This is a genomic window from Treponema parvum (assembly GCF_017893945.1).
GTDB classification, from domain to species: Bacteria; Spirochaetota; Spirochaetia; order Treponematales; family Treponemataceae; genus Treponema_D; species Treponema_D parvum_A.
In genome coordinates, this window is record NZ_CP054257.1 from 272,508 (window position 1) to 288,942 (window position 16,435).

Sequence of the window (16,435 nt, forward strand, 5' to 3'; positions counted from 1 at the left end):
TAATTGCCCGTTCCCTCTTATGCTATTCCGTCTGCGCCGCATCTGTTTGCGTTCGTACTGTGTCTGAGCCGCATATGTTCGCGCGATTCTTTTCGATATTCCATTCATATATTTTTAAATATTTGATAAAATAAAAGAATATGAGTCCGAAAAAGCACAGAGTCCTTTTAATAAAACCTGCCTCTTGCAACTGTAATATGATATGCAAATACTGTTTTTACATCGACGAAAGTGAAAACAGGAATTCCGCTAACTACGGCATAATGACAAAGGAAACGGCTCATAAAATCATTGACAGGGCTGTTGAAGAAAACGATGAGATAACTTTTTCATTTCAAGGAGGGGAACCTACTTGCGCGGGTTTTTCTTTTTTTGAAGACTTTGTTTCTTATTCTTTTTTGAAAAAAAAAGAGAAGACGATACATTTTGCGCTGCAGACAAACGGCTTTATCGTAGACAGAAAATGGGCCGAATTTTTCAAAAAAAACAATTTTCTTATCGGATTGTCGATGGACGGAAATAAAAAGACTCACGACCTATATCGGCATGATAAGGCCGGTAACGGCACATTTAAAAATGTTTTTAAAGCCAGCCAGATATTAAAAGCTTTTGAGGTTGATTTTAACATTCTCATAACCGTTACTAAGGATATCGCCAAGAATATTAAAGAAATATATGAGTTTTTTAAAAGGAACGGTTACAGGTATCAGCAGTACATCGCTTGTTTGGATCCCATTGCCGAAGGACACGGCGGGCAGGATTATTCGTTGACGCCTGAAATTTACGGAAAATTTTTAATAGATCTGTTTGAATTGTATTTTAAGGATTGGCGCCGCCGCGATTTTATTTCCATTCGATATTTTGACAATCTTGTCATAAGGCTTGCCGGAGGACAATGCGAGTCTTGCGGAATGTTGGGATTTTGTCCGAGCAATTATGTTCTTGAAGCCGACGGTTCGGTGTTCCCCTGTGATTTTTATGTTTTGGACGGTTTTTGTCTGGGGAATCTTACGAGAGATACTTTTGAGCGGATAGATCTTAAACGCAAAGAAATTCAATTTACGGAAAAATCCTGCATCATTGACGAAGCATGCAAAACTTGCCGATACTTTCCGCTCTGTAGGGGAGGCTGCAGGCGGGACCGCGAAGATTTTAAAACCGGAAAACTGAGATGTTCATATCTGTGTAAGGCGTATAAAATTTTTTTTGAAAAAGAGATCGATAAGCTGGATTATATGGGCGCTATGGAAAGACAATTTGCATTAGGCAGACATGTGTGAGTTATTTTTTTGCCGTTCAAATCTTTTCCGCAAAATCTGCAGACCTCTCACCGCCCGAAGCAGCCCCTGCTCTATGCGGTATAGGCGTCGCATATGTCGTCCACAACCATAAAACATAAAGGATCTATGGTTCTGGCAAGTTTAAACACTTTTTTTACGTTTCGTCTTTTTACTTGGACAAAAACCATTTTTACCGGGCCGTTTCTGCCTTTGCCTTCAAAGACGGTTACTCGGAACCCTTGGCTTCTAAGGCTGTCGGATATGTCGTCGCCTTTTAAACTGAAAATTCTTACAGCCTGTTCGCCTATTTTAAATAAGCCTTCTATGGTTATGCCCATAAACGTTCCTGTGGCAAAGCCCAAGGCGAAGGCTACGGAAGTGATAGGATCCGTAAGATCCGTAATCACTCTGGAGACGGCATATATCCAAATAAGGCATTCAAAAAACGATACGATAAAGGCATACAGTCTCTTTCTTCTGATGACCAATACGTTGCGGAAGGTTCCGAGAGACACATCCATTACACGAGCGGCAAATATTATGACAGCCGTAATAATCTGTTCTTGCGTGAACATGTACACCTCAAAAATTTTACTTTTTTAGCCCGAAATTCGAGTTTTTTAACTTTAGGGCGGCTTTTTGCGGCTTCTTCTATGATTGCGAGTTTGCAAAGCAAACTCGTTGAGGTCGGCTTGCTGACCGACGTCTTTCGGGGCTCCGGCTTTCGCCTCCGAACAAACGCATAGCGTTTGTTTTCGCTTCGCTCACCCCTCCACCCCCTGCCGCAGCCGCACAAAACGTGCGGCCTGCAAGTCAAGTTTACAGAAATCGGCAAAACTAGCGCTGTACGCGTCCCGATGCGTTTCCTCCGGCGAGTTTTTCAACTTCGCTTACGGAAACCGCGTTGAAGTCGCCTTCGATCGTGTGCTTTAAGCAGCTTGCCGCAACTGCAAAATCAACGGCTTCCTGTGTCGACTTTCCTTTTAAAAGCGCATAGATGAGTCCGCCGCCGAAGCTGTCGCCTCCGCCTACGCGGTCTACGATGAACATTTCGTATTCTTTGCTGAAACAGAAATCTTTTCCGTCATAGAGGAGACCCGCCCAGTTATTGAACGTTGCGCTGATGGATGTGCGGAGCGTGATAGCAACTTTTTTAAAGCCGAATTTGTCCGCAAGCTGTTTTGCTACGCTCTTGTATCCTTCTTTATTCAATTTTCCGCTGTTGATATCCGTATTTTCAGCTTCAATTCCGAAGACGTCTTTTGCATCTTCTTCATTGCTTATACACACGTCAACGTATTTGCAAATTTCAGTCATGGCTTTGCGCGCCTGATCGCGTGTCCAGAGTTTGCCGCGATAGTTAAGATCGCATGAAACCGTAACGCCGGCTTTTTTTGCAGCCTTGCACGCTTCAACGGTTATATCTACGATATTCTGTCCGAGCGCCGGAGTAATTCCCGTTACGTGGAACCACTTTGCCCCCTTGAAAATATTGTCCCAATCGAAATCGGACGCTTTTGCTTCCTGGATGGAAGAATGCGCGCGGTCATAAACGCATACCGATCCGCGCTGGGAAGCGCCTTTTTCAAGATAGTAAATGCCGACCCTTTCGCCTCCGCGCGCTATGTAGCTTGTGTTTACTCCGAAGCGGCGAAGACTGTTGATCGCGGACTGTCCGATCGGATTGTCCGGCAGCTTTGTCACAAAGCATGCGTCAAATCCGTAGTTTGCCAAAGAAACGGCAACGTTAGCTTCTCCGCCGCCGAAAGTAGCGCCGAATTTATCCACCTGTGTAAAACGATACCAGCCTTCGGGCGCCAAACGCAGCATGATTTCACCGAATGTTACAACCTTATCCATAATTAATAGCCTCCGTAAAGAAAATGAAAGTTCTTACAATGATATATTATTATCCGCCGATTAGCAAGTTAAATGCCGGCGGTTAACTGCGCAGGCACGAATGTTCTGCGCAGCGGACGTTCGGCGCGTTGGGAAAATGCATTGCGGTACGGTCTTGAAAAAGGCTGCACTCCCGGCAGCGGCCTGCCGCGTGCGACTGCGCAGGAGAACTGTGCCGCGGGAGCTTCATTAATCCTGCAATTTCATGTATCATACCGGTATGGCTTATGAGATTACGGCGACCAGACGCAGGCCGCAGCATTTTGAAGATCTTGTCGGACAGGAATTTGTCGCAGCTACGTTAAAAAATTCTATTAAATCGGGAAAAATCGCGCACGCATATTTGTTTTCAGGCCCGCGCGGCTGCGGAAAAACTTCTACCGCCCGCATACTTGCAAAAGCCTTAAACTGCCAAAGCAGCGATAGGGCCGTAGAGTCTCCGTGCTGCACCTGTACGGCTTGCATCGAAATTACAAAAGGCTCAAGCATGGATGTGATTGAAATTGATGGCGCTTCAAACACAAGCGTAAACGACGTGCGGCAGATCAAAGACGAAGTACAATTTCCTCCGAACTCATGCAGATATAAAATATACATAATCGATGAAGTTCACATGCTTTCCGTAAGCGCTTTTAACGCGCTTTTAAAGACCATAGAAGAGCCGCCGCCCTATGTCGTATTTATTTTTGCGACTACGGAGCTTCAAAAGGTTCCGGCGACAATAAAAAGCCGGTGTCAGCAATTTAATTTTCGTCTGGTTTCCGTAGAACAGATAAAAGAACTGTTGGCAGAGACCGCTTCGGAAATAGGAGTAAGGGCCGAAGAAGAGGCTCTTTATTGGATTGCACGCGAATCGACCGGGAGCGTAAGAGACGCTTATACTCTTTTTGATCAGGTTGCGGCGTTCAGCGATTCATTTATCACTTACGAAAAAATTCTTGACAAGCTGGGATTGGTAGGCATCGACCGCCTGAACAAACTCTTTGAAAAATGCGTACAGGGCGACAATGCCGATGTTATAAACACTCTTGACGAATATTTGCAGTCGGGAATTTTGATCGAACAGCTTATTTCAAACAGCGCGGATTATTTGAGAAGCGTTTTGCTTTTAAAAAACGGAATAAAAAAAGAAGCCCTGCTCGGGCAGTCCCCCGAACGCTACAGCAAGGATGTGATCGAAGCGTGGAATTGCATCCAGATTGAAAGAGCTCTTTCATTGTTTTTACAGCTTTACCGCGACATACGCTATTCGCTTTCGCCGCGTTACGAGACGGAACTTGCGTTTTCAAGGATGTGCTGGCTGAAAGAATATGTTTCTCAGGCGGAAGTAAAAAAATCGATTGATGCTGCGAGAACGGTCTTGTTGGGAAACAATGCGGGAAGCGTAACCGGGACGGCGGAAAATTCGACGCAACAAGGCAACGGTAATGGTAACGGCCGTCCCGACAGCGGCGGTTTATTTGCGGGCAGCGCCGCCGTCGAAGGGGTGACAACTTTTTCAGCCTTGAGCAAAGCAAATTCTCAGCGGAGCGTGCAGCCGGAAACGAAAGCCGCAGAAAGCTCTTATCTTTCGCAGGAGCCGCCTTTTGAAACATATTCCGATCCGTATCCCGACGTTCCTCCGGACGTGCCGTACGAAGAGGAGGAAGACACAGACCCTTTTGACTTCGGCGGAGCCCTGCCGCCTCAACAAACAGCGGCGAATTCTCCGATAGAAAAATCGGAAGACATAAAAAATGCGATTATCCGGGAATTGACTAAAAACGACGACGGTTTTACGGCGTCGGCCGTGATGCAGGCGGATTTGAAATTTTCAAGTGAAAACGAAATATCGGCGGAAGTCGATTCGGAATTCAAAAAAGGTCAGCTTGAGCGTCAGATCGATGTTCTCTCGGAACTCGTAAACAAAATCTGCGGCAGGCCCGTAGCATTCCGCGTCAAAATAAAAGCGGACAACCGGCAAACCGCCGTAAAACAGGAAATTCCACAAAAAGTAGATATGATTTGTAAAATATTCAGAGGAACTATAGTTGGAGGAAAAATATGAACCCTTTCGATCTGTTAAAAAATCCTCAGGTTATTCAAGAGCAGCTGGAAAAAGCGCAAGCCCAGTTGGAAGGAATTTCTGCGACGGGTTCTTCCGGGGGAAATATGGTTCAGATCACCGTAAACGGAAAAATGCAGATCACAGGCATAAAGCTTGACCCTCTTTGCGTAGACAACAGAGATATTCCGATGCTGCAGGATCTTATCATAGCCGCTCATCACGACGCTATGGAACGCATCCAGCAGGAAATAAAAAACCGGCTCGGGCCTATGCTGGGCGGTTTGCAGCTTCCGGGGATGGGCGCTTAAAATGAATGCACTTGAAGAATTGACGGAATCGTTTTCCAGACTTCCCGGTATAGGCAAAAAAAGCGCCGGAAGAATCGCGAATTATCTTTTAAGATCCGACCGATCGTTTAATCAATCCTTTTCGCACCAAATTCTGACTTTGCAGGACAGAATAAAACCTTGTTCGATCTGCGGCGCATGGACGGAAGGCGATCCTTGTCCGATATGCTCGGATATCCTGCGGGACAAAAGTCTCATCTGTGTAGTGGAGCAGCCGCAGGACGTTCAGACAATAGAAAATTCCCGTGAATATAACGGATTGTTCCATGTTTTAGGCGGAGTTATAGCTCCGCTGGAAGGAATAGGGCCTGACAAACTTTCCATAGCCGCTTTAATTTCCCGCGTCCAGGAAGGTTATGTAAAAGAAGTTATAATTGCGACAAATCCCACCGTTGAAGGCGACACTACGGCCTTATATCTGCACAGGCTTTTGACGGACAGGACGGACGTAAAAGTTACAAGGTTAGCTTCCGGGCTTCCTGTAGGAGGGGATTTGGAATACGCGGATAAGCTTACGCTTGCCCGCAGTTTTAGGGGGCGCACGGGTTTTTAAAATCTCCGGCTAGGAAATCCCGCTGAAGAACAGCTAATGATGAATAGCGCCGGCGCCTCGACGAAGGATACTAATCGGGCGCGGAGCGTCCGGTCGTAACAAACAACCGATAGTCTGGCGGAATGTCCGCTCTTAACAAAGGCGCCCATCGGGCGGGATTCCTGTCTCATACAAAAAAAATTGCCCGTAAGTCAAGGATTCAACTTACGGGCGAGCTCGCCAAGTTCGATAATGTGAACTGCCGTTTTCCGACGCAAAGATCGGAATTTTACCGGCAGCGTTTTTACTATCTGAGCAGACTCAAGACGTTTTGACTTGTCTGGTTCGCCTGTGCGATCATAGCCGTGCCCGCCTGAGAGAGGACTTGGTTCTTCGTAAAGTCGACCATTTCCTTTGCCATGTCGGTGTCGCGTATGCGGCTTTCCGACGCCTGAAGGTTTTCGGCGCTTATATTAAGGCCTACGACGGTCTTTTCAAGACGGTTCTGGTAGGCGCCGAGATCGGCACGCTGCTTGTTGATCTTTTTAATGGCCTCGTCCAAAGTTCCGATCGCGCGGTTCGCATCGTCGGGCGATTCCAACGTCATGATAGATTCGTCTCCGATATTGCGAAGACCGAGAGACGTCGCGGTCATCGTTCCGATGTATACCTGCGTGCGCTGATCCATATTTGCGCCGATATGCAGCCACATTGAAGCCGTAACGTTGTTTTCTCCCGTAGGACGTGCAAAGCGGCCTGTGAGCATGTTCATACCGTTAAATTGCGCTGCGCTTGCAATTCTGTCGACTTCAGCGATCAAAGACGAAACTTCAACCTGGATCTGCATGCGGTCTTCGTCCGTGTAAATACCGTTGGAAGACTGAACCGCCAGCTCGCGTATGCGCTGAATGATATCGGTCGTTTCCTGCAAATAACCTTCGGTTGTCTGGATAAAGGAAATACCGTTCTGCGCGTTCAATGCGGCCTGATTTAAACCGCGGATCTGAGAGCGCATTTTTTCGGAAACCGCAAGACCGGAAGCGTCGTCGCCTGCGCGGTTGATCTTTTCCCCGGAAGAAAGCTTTTCGATGTTTTTCTGGTTGCTTAAATTCGTGTTACCCTGTACACGCTGAGCAAACATAGCGCTCATATTGTGATTAATAACCATAAAGAATCTCCTATAAAGACTTGAAATTTGGTTTTTCTGGTACAAACCCTTACCGGATCGTGTACCGGGTTTTACCACCCTATACCATAATGATCGGAGATTAAAAAAAAGAATTAAGCGAATTTATAAAAATCATGTATTTTTTTTTGCGTTTTTAAAACATTCCGTGCAGCCTAAGACGTGGACGTGTTTTTTGCCGTCTGGCTTGTTGAACAGACGGGCAATTAAATAACCGGTCGACGGGACGGCTTTATGGCAGACGGGGCAGATTCGTTTTAAATTAGGAGCGCATTTAGGATAGCAGTAAGGACAGCCTGATACAGTACAGCGTTGATCGGGAACGGTCATAGGTCTGTATACTTTTGAATACAGATTTTCACCTGTGAGAAGGGACGTTTGGCATAGAGGACATACGGATATGATTTTACGCGGAATATTTTCAGAAGAAGAGCGGAATTTCGGTTTTTTGTAGATATTTCCAAAATACATCAGGGCTGCAATGATGACGGCGGAGGAAATTCCCATTACAATGTATTCCATAAGAGCAATAATAACAGGGCTGATCGGCGAGGGCAATACGAAAAAGATAAGCCTGAACGAGAACCTGATGAAATGAAAAAACTTACGGGAGGCGAGTCTTGTCAAATTTAATCACAGGTAAAGGCAGATCGCGTTTTTTAAGAATATTTATTCCCGTTACCGCTTTGACGACGGTTTGCGTATTGATAATAACTTTTTTGATTTCCATAGCATATATCTCCAATAGAGAAAAAAGCATTGCCGAACAATATGAATTGTCGCTGACAATGGTAAGTTCTTTGTATCAGCAGATGCGCATGAACACGATGCCCACGTTAAATGCGCTTTTTGAAGCAAAAGAAATACAAGATTACCTTTTTTGCAATTCCGGGAACGACAAAGACGGAAAATATGAAACATTCGTAAAAGCAGGAACTATGATCGACCGTACGGTTGCAAGAAACGGTTATATCCATTCGATCTATCTTTATAACGGGGTTTTCGGATATTTTTCTTCCTATGCGGGCTACGAGGGCGTTACGTGCTACAGCGATAAAAATCTTGATTCGTTTTTGGAACAGATGGGACAAAGACCCGTGACATTTACCATGAGGACCACAAGTTTTTTTTCAAGAGCCGACTACACGAATACCGACGAATCCAAAGAAGAAAATTTGTACACCATGACGATTTCTCACAAAACAAACAACGCCGCCAAAAGCTACGCCTTAGTTGTAAACCTTTCCGAATCAAATGCGAGGGAATTATTCACCCAGAAGACGGGAGAAATGAAGCCTTCTTTTTTTATTACCGATTATCGAAGATATTTTTTATCACACCCGGATCCGTCGTTCTTTAACACGCCGGTAAAACCGTTTTCCATTTACGACAGAATTTGCTCTCTTCCCGTAGAAAAGGGAAAAAGCGGGGGATACGTAAAGCTGTCGAGCGAAGGAGAAAAGTATTTTGTTTGTTACGAAGATCAGCCGACTATGGGATGGCGTCTTTTTTATATTATTCCCTATTCACAGCTTATGCACGGGTTTTACACTTTTATTAAAAACATCATCTTCGTAATGCTAGTCGTTTTTTTTGCGGCTGTCATTGCGATAATAATCGTGTCGCAAAAAGTCGACCTTTCATTGAGTTATGAAAGAAGGCTTTTGTCGTACGTGCAGGGCAAATTGAGCAAGGTTGAACTTCCGATCTCCAAGGTGTACGAGTACGGTGTTGCCATTTTTAGAGTAACGCCTAAAAAACTTAAATTAATGTCGACTGTAGATCGCGGCGAACTTCAAAAAAACGTATATCTTTCGGCCGCGGGTTATTTACAAAAAAAAGGGCAGATCATAAGCCTTGACGATCTGCTGTTTTTATGGATTTCGTCGCTGAGTCCGAACGGAATTTATGTAAAACTTTGCGGATTCAAAGACGTCGTAAAGCAAAGGTTTGATGCGGATCTTACTGCTGTCGTAGCCGAAGAAACGGTAAACATGAGCGACTTGCCGCAGGAAGCGTCCCATTTAAAAGAGATGATGAAAGAGCGGTATCTGATAAACAGGGGCAGTGTGGATTACGCTTCAAGACGATATCCGGAAATGACGGTCATAAATATTCACGAATTTGAAACGGCTCTCGTAAATAAAGACGACAAACAGTTTATGCTTTATATGGAAAAGGCGATCGCTGCGATGAAGGAGAATCCTTCCTGGTTCAGTTTTAACCTGTTTACTACAAATCTGGTGTATATTTTAAATCAATATCTGCATAATGAAATAAACTTGTACTTATCAGGAGGCATGACCGCTCTGTCGGAGGATATTTCCACGCTTGAAGAAATTCAGGGGTTGACTGAAATTTCGGAGCGCATAAGACGGGTATTGCTGCAAAGCCGGGAGGCCGGTAAAAGCTCAAAAAACCTCGAAATCGTTACCGTTATAAACAGGTATATTAAAGGCAACATTAAAAATACCATGCTCAATTCCGATATGATAGCCGATTATGTGGGGTTGTCGCTGAATTATACCCGTTCCATATACCGTCAGACTACGGGGAAATCATTTAACGATGTTATAGGCGAAGAAAGGCTTGCCCTTGCCGTAGATCTGCTCACCCGTACCGACAAAACGATAGACGAAGTCAGGCGCGAAGCGGGTTTTGCAAACTACTCGTATTTTTGCACGTATTTTAAAAATAAATTCGGCGTTTCTCCAACATATTACAGAATTTTTCGTAATAAAACTAAAAAATAGTTAAATTTCAAAATTATTTAGTGTTGTTTTTCAAAATTGAAAATTAAAATTTAAATCAAGACAAATCGAAAAATCCGGCTGATAATAAGTTATCTGATTTACTGTGCGCTTGCGCGCCGAAAAAACTTTTTTGAAAGTTGAAACTTTGCTGGAAGCTCCGCTGCGGGTAGCTGGAAGCTCCGCTATAGGTTCTTCAAAAGTTTTTATAGGAGGTCTATATGAAAAAACATTACAAATCGTTTCTAAAGGTGTTGCTTTTGACATCTTTTGTCGTTCAAAGCGTGTTTGCAGCAGGCGGTAAAGACGCTCCCGCCGGTTCCGCTCAATCTTCCGGCCCTGTTGTGATAACCTATTATACGTGGGATGACGCCGCCCATAAATCCTTGATAGAAAAATTTAACGAAACTCACACAAACATCAAGGTTGACGCGAAAATCCTTCCCGCCGCCGATTATGAAACAAAACTTCTTACGTTGCTTTCGGGACGCGCAGAAATGGACTGCTATATGGAAAAACGTCAGACCGATGCGTTTTCCCGCATGGATAACGGTTTTTCGGAACCGCTTAACAGCTTTATAAGCAAGGCGGGCAAACCGATTGCGGCCGTTGAGGCGAATAAATCGTCCGTAACCTATAACGGCAATATTATCGGAATTCCGTGGAGAGGAGGATCCTATTTTACGTATTTCAACAAAAACGTGTTTAAAAAGGCCGGTCTCAACACTCCCGACTATTACGTTGAAAAAGGCGAATGGACATGGGACAAATTCGAAGAGACGGCGCGTGCTATCCACGCTGCGGATCCTTCCCTCATAGGCGCGTCCATTTATTTTTGGGGCTCCAATGCCGCATACATATCGAACCAGACAGGAGAAGTTTTTATAAGCAACGACGGTAAAATCGGCGCTATGGACAACCTTTTAAGGCAGATCGCCATTCGAAAAAGGCTTGAAGCTGAAGGCGCAATGTGGTCTCTTATCGACATGAAGGTTACAAAGACGCACTATTCCAAGCAGTTCTACGACGGAAAACTCGGAATGCTTTTGATAGGCGAATGGTTCCCCGGACAGATGACTACCGGCGAACGCGACGGATTGCTTGCCGCAGGTTTCAAAAAAGCCGATTACGGTATTACAAGGCTCCCCTGCGATACGCCAAAGTATTCTACGATGGGACTTCCCACCTTTAACAGTATGACGTCTTATTCCAAGAAAAAAGACGCAGCCTTTGAATTTATTTCATGGATGGGCGGAGAAGAAGCCGCAGCGGTCGCAGCTTCTTTCGGAGTTCTTCCGGCCGTAAGTTCTCCCGAAGTGGAAAAAATACTCAGCGCAAATCTGCCGGACGCGTCTTCACTTAAGTACTATCTTGAACCGAAAGTTTCGAATAACGGCGCTACGTTTACAAAATACGGTTCACGCGTTCAGGCCGTAATAGAAACCATGCAGGAAGCCTATCTTTTGAACAAGCTTACGGACGCGCAGTTTAAAGAGCAGTGGAATAAAGAGATGAAGAATATCGTAGATACTTCATACTGATCTCGCTTTCGAAACGCACCGTTTCATGACCGGCGAAAAAGTTGGAAAAGGGGCTGCCTCAAAAGTCTGTTACTTTTTCGGCAGCCCATTTAAATATTAGGGGAACTTGTTCCCTGCGTTTTTTTTGCGGATTTTTCACGGTATTGTATTTTAGGAGGTGAAACATGGACAAAAAGCACGACGGTATACGGCGGCTGACTATAATGTCGTTTCTTTTTCCGAGTTTTATAGGTTTTATCATATTCATATTTATTCCTTTGGTTATGGCCGTTTTCTTTTCACTTACCAATTATTCCGGCGGCGCAAAGTTTAAATTTATCGGCATAAAAAATTACGTGGTAGCGTTTGCGGATGCAAAATTTTTAAATAGTCTTTTTCTTACTTTCAAATACATGGCGGTTACCGTGTTTTTTCAGATAGTAATCGGCTTGGTATTTGCGCTTTTTCTTGCCCGCCCGTTCAGGGGCAGCACCTTTTTCAGAAGCGCTTTTTATATTCCGAATATTCTTTCTTCCGTTGCTGTTGGGTTGGCCTTTATGTTTATTTTCGAGCCGTCTTCCGGCCTTATGAACGGATTTTTAAAGTTTTTTAATTTGCCTACTTCCAGATGGCTTGCAAGCGAAAAGACTTCTTTGCTCGTCATTATGATGGTTTCCATATGGCAAAGTGTCGGCTACTATATGGTTTTGCTGATAGGGGCTCTCCAGAATGTAAATTCTTCGCTGTATGAAGCCGCAGAAATTGACGGAGCCGGAAAAATCCAGCAGTTTATCGCCGTCACCTTGCCGGGCATTTCTCCCGTGCTGTTTTATGCGATTACGCTTGCGGTTATAAGGGGTTTTCAAGCGTTTGATTACATTTACGTCATGACGGGCGGCCAGCAGGGAGGAGGCCCTGCCGGAAGCACGAACGTGCTTGCATTTGACATCTATAGAAACGCTTTTATGTATTACAGGTTCGGGTTTGCATCTGCGGAATCCGTAGTTCTTCTCATCATAATTCTTACGGTTACGCTGATCCAAAATTACGGTCAAAAAAAGTGGGTGGTTTATGATATCGTATAATACAAAGAAAACGATCGGTAAGTTCGTAAAATATGTTTTTTTGTTGTTTATAACGGTAATTTCGCTTTTGCCCATCGTCATAGTTTTGTCTTCTTCTTTTAAAAATGAAAGTGAAATTTTCGATTTCCCGTTTCATTTGATTCCGCGCAAGTTAATCTTTTCAAATTTTGCGCAGCTGAGTGAAAATTTTCCGCTGTATATATGGAATTCGATCAAACTTACGTCGATCATAACGATTTTGCAATTGTTTTCGGCTTCTACGGGCGGATACGTGTTTTCCAAAATGCAATGGAAGGGACGCAATTTCATATTCGGTTTGTACCTTGCTTCCATGATGATTCCGTCGCAGGCCGTTACTATTCCCCAGTTTGTGATAATGCGCACGCTGAATTTGTACGACACCCATTTAGCTATCATACTCTTGTGCACTTTTACGGCCTTCGGAACCTTTCTCATACGACAGTATTTTTTGTCCATTCCGGATACGTATATAGAAGCGGCAAGGATCGACGGCGCGCGCGAATGGATAATTTTCTTTAAGATAATGCTTCCCATGGCAAAGCCCGTCCTGGTAACTCAGGCCATACTGTCATTCCGTTTTTTCTGGAACGATTTTTTTACACCGTTGATCTACATCACTACTCCCGAACTAAAAACTCTGCCTTTGGGAATGACGGACTTTGTCCGCGAACAGTATGTTTATTGGGGGCCGCAGATGGCTGCCGCCTTGATTTCTATTATTCCCGTTCTGATAATTTTTATGTTCGGGCAAAGATATTTTATTGAGGGAGTTTCTTCCTCGGGTATTAAGGGGTGAAATTATGGAAAAGAAGAGCGGTAATTTTGAGTCAAGCATTCATGAAAAAGATTATAGGTCAAAATTCCTTCCGTTTGTAAAGACGGCCAAAGATGCGCTGTGCATAGACGGAAGAGATTTGGAATCCCTCAACGGAGAATGGAATTTTACGGCGGATCCCTATGAGTCGGCTCTGCGCGGGCAGTGGTATGAGGAAAAACGCTTTTCGGAAGACGGACGGGAGCTTCCGTGCGACTTTGATTTTCAGGTTTGTCCTCTCATAGACGTTCCTTCCTGTTGGAACATGACGTCGCCGGAATTGTTTTATTACGAAGGCATGGGCGTGTATTACAGGGAATTTACTTATGCCGAAAAAAAGGCGGGCGAAAGAACGTTTATTCAGTTTGAGGGCGCTCAATACAGAACCTATGTCTTTTTGAACAATAAACCTGTCGCGCTCCACGACGGAGGTTCCACTCCGTTTACGGTAGAAACGACAGGGCTTTTACAGCGTTTCAATAAGATAATGGTCTTTGTAGACGCGGCCAGAGACGACTCACGAGTTCCTATGAGCAATACGGACTGGTTTAATTACGGGGGATTGTACCGCGACGTATACTTTGTAAGGACTCCTAAGGTTTTGATCAAAGACTGGTTCGTAAGGCTTGTTCCCGGTTCCGGCTATAAAAAGATTGCGCTCGATTTCCAAATAGACGGTGCGAAGACGGGCAAGGCGGAGTTCTGCATTCCCGAGTTGGACATAAAAAAAGAAGTTTCCGTCTCAAACGGCAAGGGAAGCCTTGAAATTTCAGCCTCTCCTGAGCTGTGGAGCCCGGAAAATCCCAAACTGTACGATGTTTCGCTTTCTTTTGAAGACGATGAAATTTCGGATAAGATCGGATTTAGGGAAATCAAAGTTGAAAAAATGAAGGTTTATCTTAACGGCAAGGCACGTTATTTAAAGGGTGTCTGTGTTCACGAAGACCACGAAACGCTTGGAAAAACTACGAACGACGATGAAATCCGTGCGACAATACAAAATCTCAAAGATATGAACGGCGTGTTTTTGCGATTGGCGCACTATCCTCACACAAGGCGTTTTGCGAAGATCGCCGACGAAGCGGGCGTTATGCTTTGGGAAGAAGTTCCCGTCTATTGGGCGATCGATTTTACAAATCCCGCTACCTATAAGGATGCCGAAAATCAATTGACTGAGCTGATCGTGCGAGATAAAAACCGCGCTTCGGTTATCATCTGGTCTGTGGGAAACGAAAATGCGGACACCGACGACAGGCTTAAGTTTATGAGCGATCTTGCGCACACTGCAAAACGGCTTGATAACACAAGGCTCGTTAGCGCGGCCTGTCTTGTAAACCGTGCAAAGATGCGCCTGGAAGACCGGCTTATGGACGAGCTTGACATTATCGGAAACAACGAATACTACGGCTGGTATGAACCGAATTTTGACGATTTGATCACTGTTTTAAATAACACAAATCTAACAAAACCCGTAGTCATCACGGAATTCGGGGCGGGTGCAAAATACGGAAATCACGGAACCGCAGACACTATGTGGACTGAAGAATATCAGGAAGCGCTCTACAAAAAGCAGTTTGAAACGATGAAAAAAATTCCTTTTATTCAGGGAACTACGCCGTGGATCCTTTATGATTTCCGTGCCGTGCGCCGGCAGAACAGGTATCAGCGGGGTTTTAACAGGAAGGGGCTGATCGACGCCGATCGCAAGCGGAGAAAGCTTGCTTTTAAAGTAGTCGCGGATTATTACGCCGAGCTTGATTAAGAGGTTTTATTTTATGGAACAGATAAAAAAAAAGGATAATTTTTTAAATCACAAACCCAAAGAAATTTCTTTTTGGCAAAAAGCTATGGATTATGCGGTGAGCAAAACCGCGGAGAATATCAAAACCTTTACCGACGGATATCCTGCTCCCGCGAGCGTAAATTTGATATATCCCAAGATTGCAAATACCGAATGGACGAGCAGTTTTTGGAACGGAATGCTATGGCAGGCATACAACAGCACCGGTGATAAAACGTTCCGCTCCGCCGCGGAATCTACTTTGGCCGACTATGAAAACAGACTTGAAAAGCGCATAAATACGGCCACTCACGATTTGGGCTTTTTGTACATACTTTCGGCAAAGGCGGAATATTTGACTACGGGAAATAAAAAGGCGCGCGAAGTTGCAATAAAGGCGGCAGACCTTCTTATGGAGCGGTACGGCGCAAAAACAGGAGTGCTTCAGGCTTGGGGAAGCGCCGACGACGTGAACAACATGGGTAGGATAATAATCGACTGTCTCATGAATACGCCGCTTTTGTTTTGGGCGTCGGAAGCCACGCAGAAAGACCTGTATGCGAATGCCGCAAAGTCCCATGTGGAAAAATCAAAGCGTTTTCTCATAAGAGACGACGACACGACTTTCCACACATATTATTTTGACGTTAAAACAGGAGATCCTCTTCGCGGAAAAACCGCTCAAGGCTACAGCGATTCGTCCTGCTGGGCAAGGGGACAGGCTTGGGGAATCTACGGCTTCTGTCTTAATTACAGATATACGGGGGATTTTTCTCTTTTGGAAGCGGCAAAACGCCTTGCCAATCACTTCCTTAATTGCCTGCCTGAAGACAACGTCTGCTATTGGGATCTCATATTCACTTCAGGAAACGAAGAGAGGGACAGCTCCGCGGCCGCTATAGGCGCCTGCGGTTTGATGGAACTCGCTTCGCTTCTTCCCGTTTCTGATAAAGACAGGTTCGTTTACGAGACTGCAGCTCTCGCTGTCATGGAATCTTTGGCTTCGTCTTATACTACGGCAGGGCTTAAGTCCAACGGTATTTTACAGCATGCGGTTTACAGCAAGCCCGGCAACAAGGGCGTCGACGAGTGTAATATTTGGGGCGATTACTTTTACATGGAAGCGTTGGATCGCATTTTATATCATCACAGATTGTTTTGGTAGGCAGATAAA

Annotated in this window: 14 protein-coding genes; 10 read left to right on the plus strand and 4 right to left on the minus strand. The window is 44.8% G+C overall.

Annotated features, from left to right (window positions below; translation table 11 throughout):
- The first annotated feature begins 140 nt into the window (after nt 1-140).
- Complete coding sequence (locus HRI96_RS01280) at nt 141-1,280, plus strand: anaerobic sulfatase maturase (protein WP_210117739.1); 1,140 nt, start codon at nt 141-143, stop codon at nt 1,278-1,280.
- A 71-nt stretch (nt 1,281-1,351) separates the two neighbouring features.
- Here HRI96_RS01280 and HRI96_RS01285 read toward each other — a convergent pair whose 3' ends face one another.
- Entirely contained in the window at nt 1,352-1,855 is a 504-nt protein-coding gene (locus HRI96_RS01285; protein WP_210117740.1) for a DUF2179 domain-containing protein, read from the minus strand.
- Nucleotides 1,856-2,117: 262 nt separating this feature from the next.
- Entirely contained in the window at nt 2,118-3,140 is a 1,023-nt protein-coding gene (locus HRI96_RS01290) for a sugar kinase (protein ID WP_210117741.1), read from the minus strand.
- A 259-nt stretch (nt 3,141-3,399) separates the two neighbouring features.
- Here HRI96_RS01290 and dnaX point away from each other — a divergent pair, with 259 nt between their 5' ends.
- Genes dnaX through recR form a run of 3 tightly spaced genes read left to right on the plus strand, consistent with a single transcriptional unit; the run spans nt 3,400 to nt 6,126 of the window.
- Nucleotides 3,400-5,226: a DNA polymerase III subunit gamma/tau gene (dnaX, locus tag HRI96_RS01295; RefSeq protein WP_210117742.1), complete on the plus strand. Its 1,827-nt coding sequence runs from the start codon at nt 3,400-3,402 to the stop codon at nt 5,224-5,226.
- On the plus strand, nt 5,223-5,534 hold the full coding sequence (locus HRI96_RS01300) for a YbaB/EbfC family nucleoid-associated protein (protein ID WP_210117743.1): 312 nt from the start codon (nt 5,223-5,225) through the stop codon (nt 5,532-5,534). The genes dnaX and HRI96_RS01300 overlap by 4 nt, the downstream gene beginning before the upstream one ends.
- Nucleotide 5,535: 1 nt before the next feature.
- Nucleotides 5,536-6,126, plus strand: a complete 591-nt coding sequence (recR, locus tag HRI96_RS01305; protein ID WP_210117744.1) for a recombination mediator RecR — start codon at nt 5,536-5,538, stop codon at nt 6,124-6,126.
- Nucleotides 6,127-6,412: 286 nt separating this feature from the next.
- Here recR and HRI96_RS01310 read toward each other — a convergent pair whose 3' ends face one another.
- A complete protein-coding gene (locus HRI96_RS01310) occupies nt 6,413-7,273 on the minus strand; it encodes a flagellin N-terminal helical domain-containing protein (protein WP_210117745.1) in 861 nt (286 codons plus the stop codon).
- Nucleotides 7,274-7,405: 132 nt separating this feature from the next.
- On the minus strand, nt 7,406-7,813 hold the full coding sequence (locus HRI96_RS01315; protein ID WP_210117746.1) for a hypothetical protein: 408 nt from the start codon (nt 7,811-7,813) through the stop codon (nt 7,406-7,408).
- Between the two features lie 98 nt (nt 7,814-7,911).
- Here HRI96_RS01315 and HRI96_RS01320 point away from each other — a divergent pair, with 98 nt between their 5' ends.
- The 6 genes from HRI96_RS01320 (at nt 7,912) to HRI96_RS01345 (ending at nt 16,426) form a co-directional block, all read left to right on the plus strand.
- Complete coding sequence (locus HRI96_RS01320; protein WP_210117747.1) at nt 7,912-10,044, plus strand: helix-turn-helix domain-containing protein; 2,133 nt, start codon at nt 7,912-7,914, stop codon at nt 10,042-10,044.
- A gap of 218 nt (nt 10,045-10,262) precedes the next feature.
- Nucleotides 10,263-11,582 carry an extracellular solute-binding protein gene (locus tag HRI96_RS01325; RefSeq protein ID WP_210117748.1) on the plus strand — a complete coding sequence of 440 codons (1,320 nt, stop codon included), beginning with the start codon at nt 10,263-10,265 and terminating at the stop codon, nt 11,580-11,582.
- 164 nt (nt 11,583-11,746) lie between these two features.
- Complete coding sequence (locus tag HRI96_RS01330; protein WP_210117749.1) at nt 11,747-12,646, plus strand: carbohydrate ABC transporter permease; 900 nt, start codon at nt 11,747-11,749, stop codon at nt 12,644-12,646.
- Nucleotides 12,633-13,463: a carbohydrate ABC transporter permease gene (locus HRI96_RS01335; protein ID WP_210117750.1), complete on the plus strand. Its 831-nt coding sequence runs from the start codon at nt 12,633-12,635 to the stop codon at nt 13,461-13,463. Before HRI96_RS01330 ends, HRI96_RS01335 begins: the two co-directional genes overlap by 14 nt.
- Nucleotides 13,464-13,467: 4 nt before the next feature.
- Entirely contained in the window at nt 13,468-15,243 is a 1,776-nt protein-coding gene (locus HRI96_RS01340) for a glycoside hydrolase family 2 protein (RefSeq protein ID WP_210117751.1), read from the plus strand.
- Between the two features lie 13 nt (nt 15,244-15,256).
- Nucleotides 15,257-16,426 (plus strand): glycoside hydrolase family 88 protein, encoded by a 1,170-nt coding sequence (locus tag HRI96_RS01345; protein ID WP_210117752.1) that lies wholly within the window; start codon nt 15,257-15,259, stop codon nt 16,424-16,426.
- The last annotated feature ends 9 nt before the right edge of the window (nt 16,427-16,435 follow it).

What these genes read in the sequence shown, in the direction of transcription:
- HRI96_RS01280 (WP_210117739.1), top strand. Translation starts at nt 141, where the DNA reads ATGAGTCCGAAAAAGCACAGAGTCCTTTTAATAAAACCTGCCTCTTGC.
- HRI96_RS01285 (WP_210117740.1), bottom strand. Translation starts at nt 1,855, where the DNA reads ATGTTCACGCAAGAACAGATTATTACGGCTGTCATAATATTTGCCGCT.
- HRI96_RS01290 (WP_210117741.1), bottom strand. Translation starts at nt 3,140, where the DNA reads ATGGATAAGGTTGTAACATTCGGTGAAATCATGCTGCGTTTGGCGCCC.
- dnaX (WP_210117742.1), top strand. Translation starts at nt 3,400, where the DNA reads ATGGCTTATGAGATTACGGCGACCAGACGCAGGCCGCAGCATTTTGAA.
- HRI96_RS01300 (WP_210117743.1), top strand. Translation starts at nt 5,223, where the DNA reads ATGAACCCTTTCGATCTGTTAAAAAATCCTCAGGTTATTCAAGAGCAG.
- recR (WP_210117744.1), top strand. Translation starts at nt 5,536, where the DNA reads ATGAATGCACTTGAAGAATTGACGGAATCGTTTTCCAGACTTCCCGGT.
- HRI96_RS01310 (WP_210117745.1), bottom strand. Translation starts at nt 7,273, where the DNA reads ATGGTTATTAATCACAATATGAGCGCTATGTTTGCTCAGCGTGTACAG.
- HRI96_RS01315 (WP_210117746.1), bottom strand. Translation starts at nt 7,813, where the DNA reads ATGGAATACATTGTAATGGGAATTTCCTCCGCCGTCATCATTGCAGCC.
- HRI96_RS01325 (WP_210117748.1), top strand. Translation starts at nt 10,263, where the DNA reads ATGAAAAAACATTACAAATCGTTTCTAAAGGTGTTGCTTTTGACATCT.
- HRI96_RS01330 (WP_210117749.1), top strand. Translation starts at nt 11,747, where the DNA reads ATGGACAAAAAGCACGACGGTATACGGCGGCTGACTATAATGTCGTTT.
- HRI96_RS01335 (WP_210117750.1), top strand. Translation starts at nt 12,633, where the DNA reads ATGATATCGTATAATACAAAGAAAACGATCGGTAAGTTCGTAAAATAT.
- HRI96_RS01340 (WP_210117751.1), top strand. Translation starts at nt 13,468, where the DNA reads ATGGAAAAGAAGAGCGGTAATTTTGAGTCAAGCATTCATGAAAAAGAT.
- HRI96_RS01345 (WP_210117752.1), top strand. Translation starts at nt 15,257, where the DNA reads ATGGAACAGATAAAAAAAAAGGATAATTTTTTAAATCACAAACCCAAA.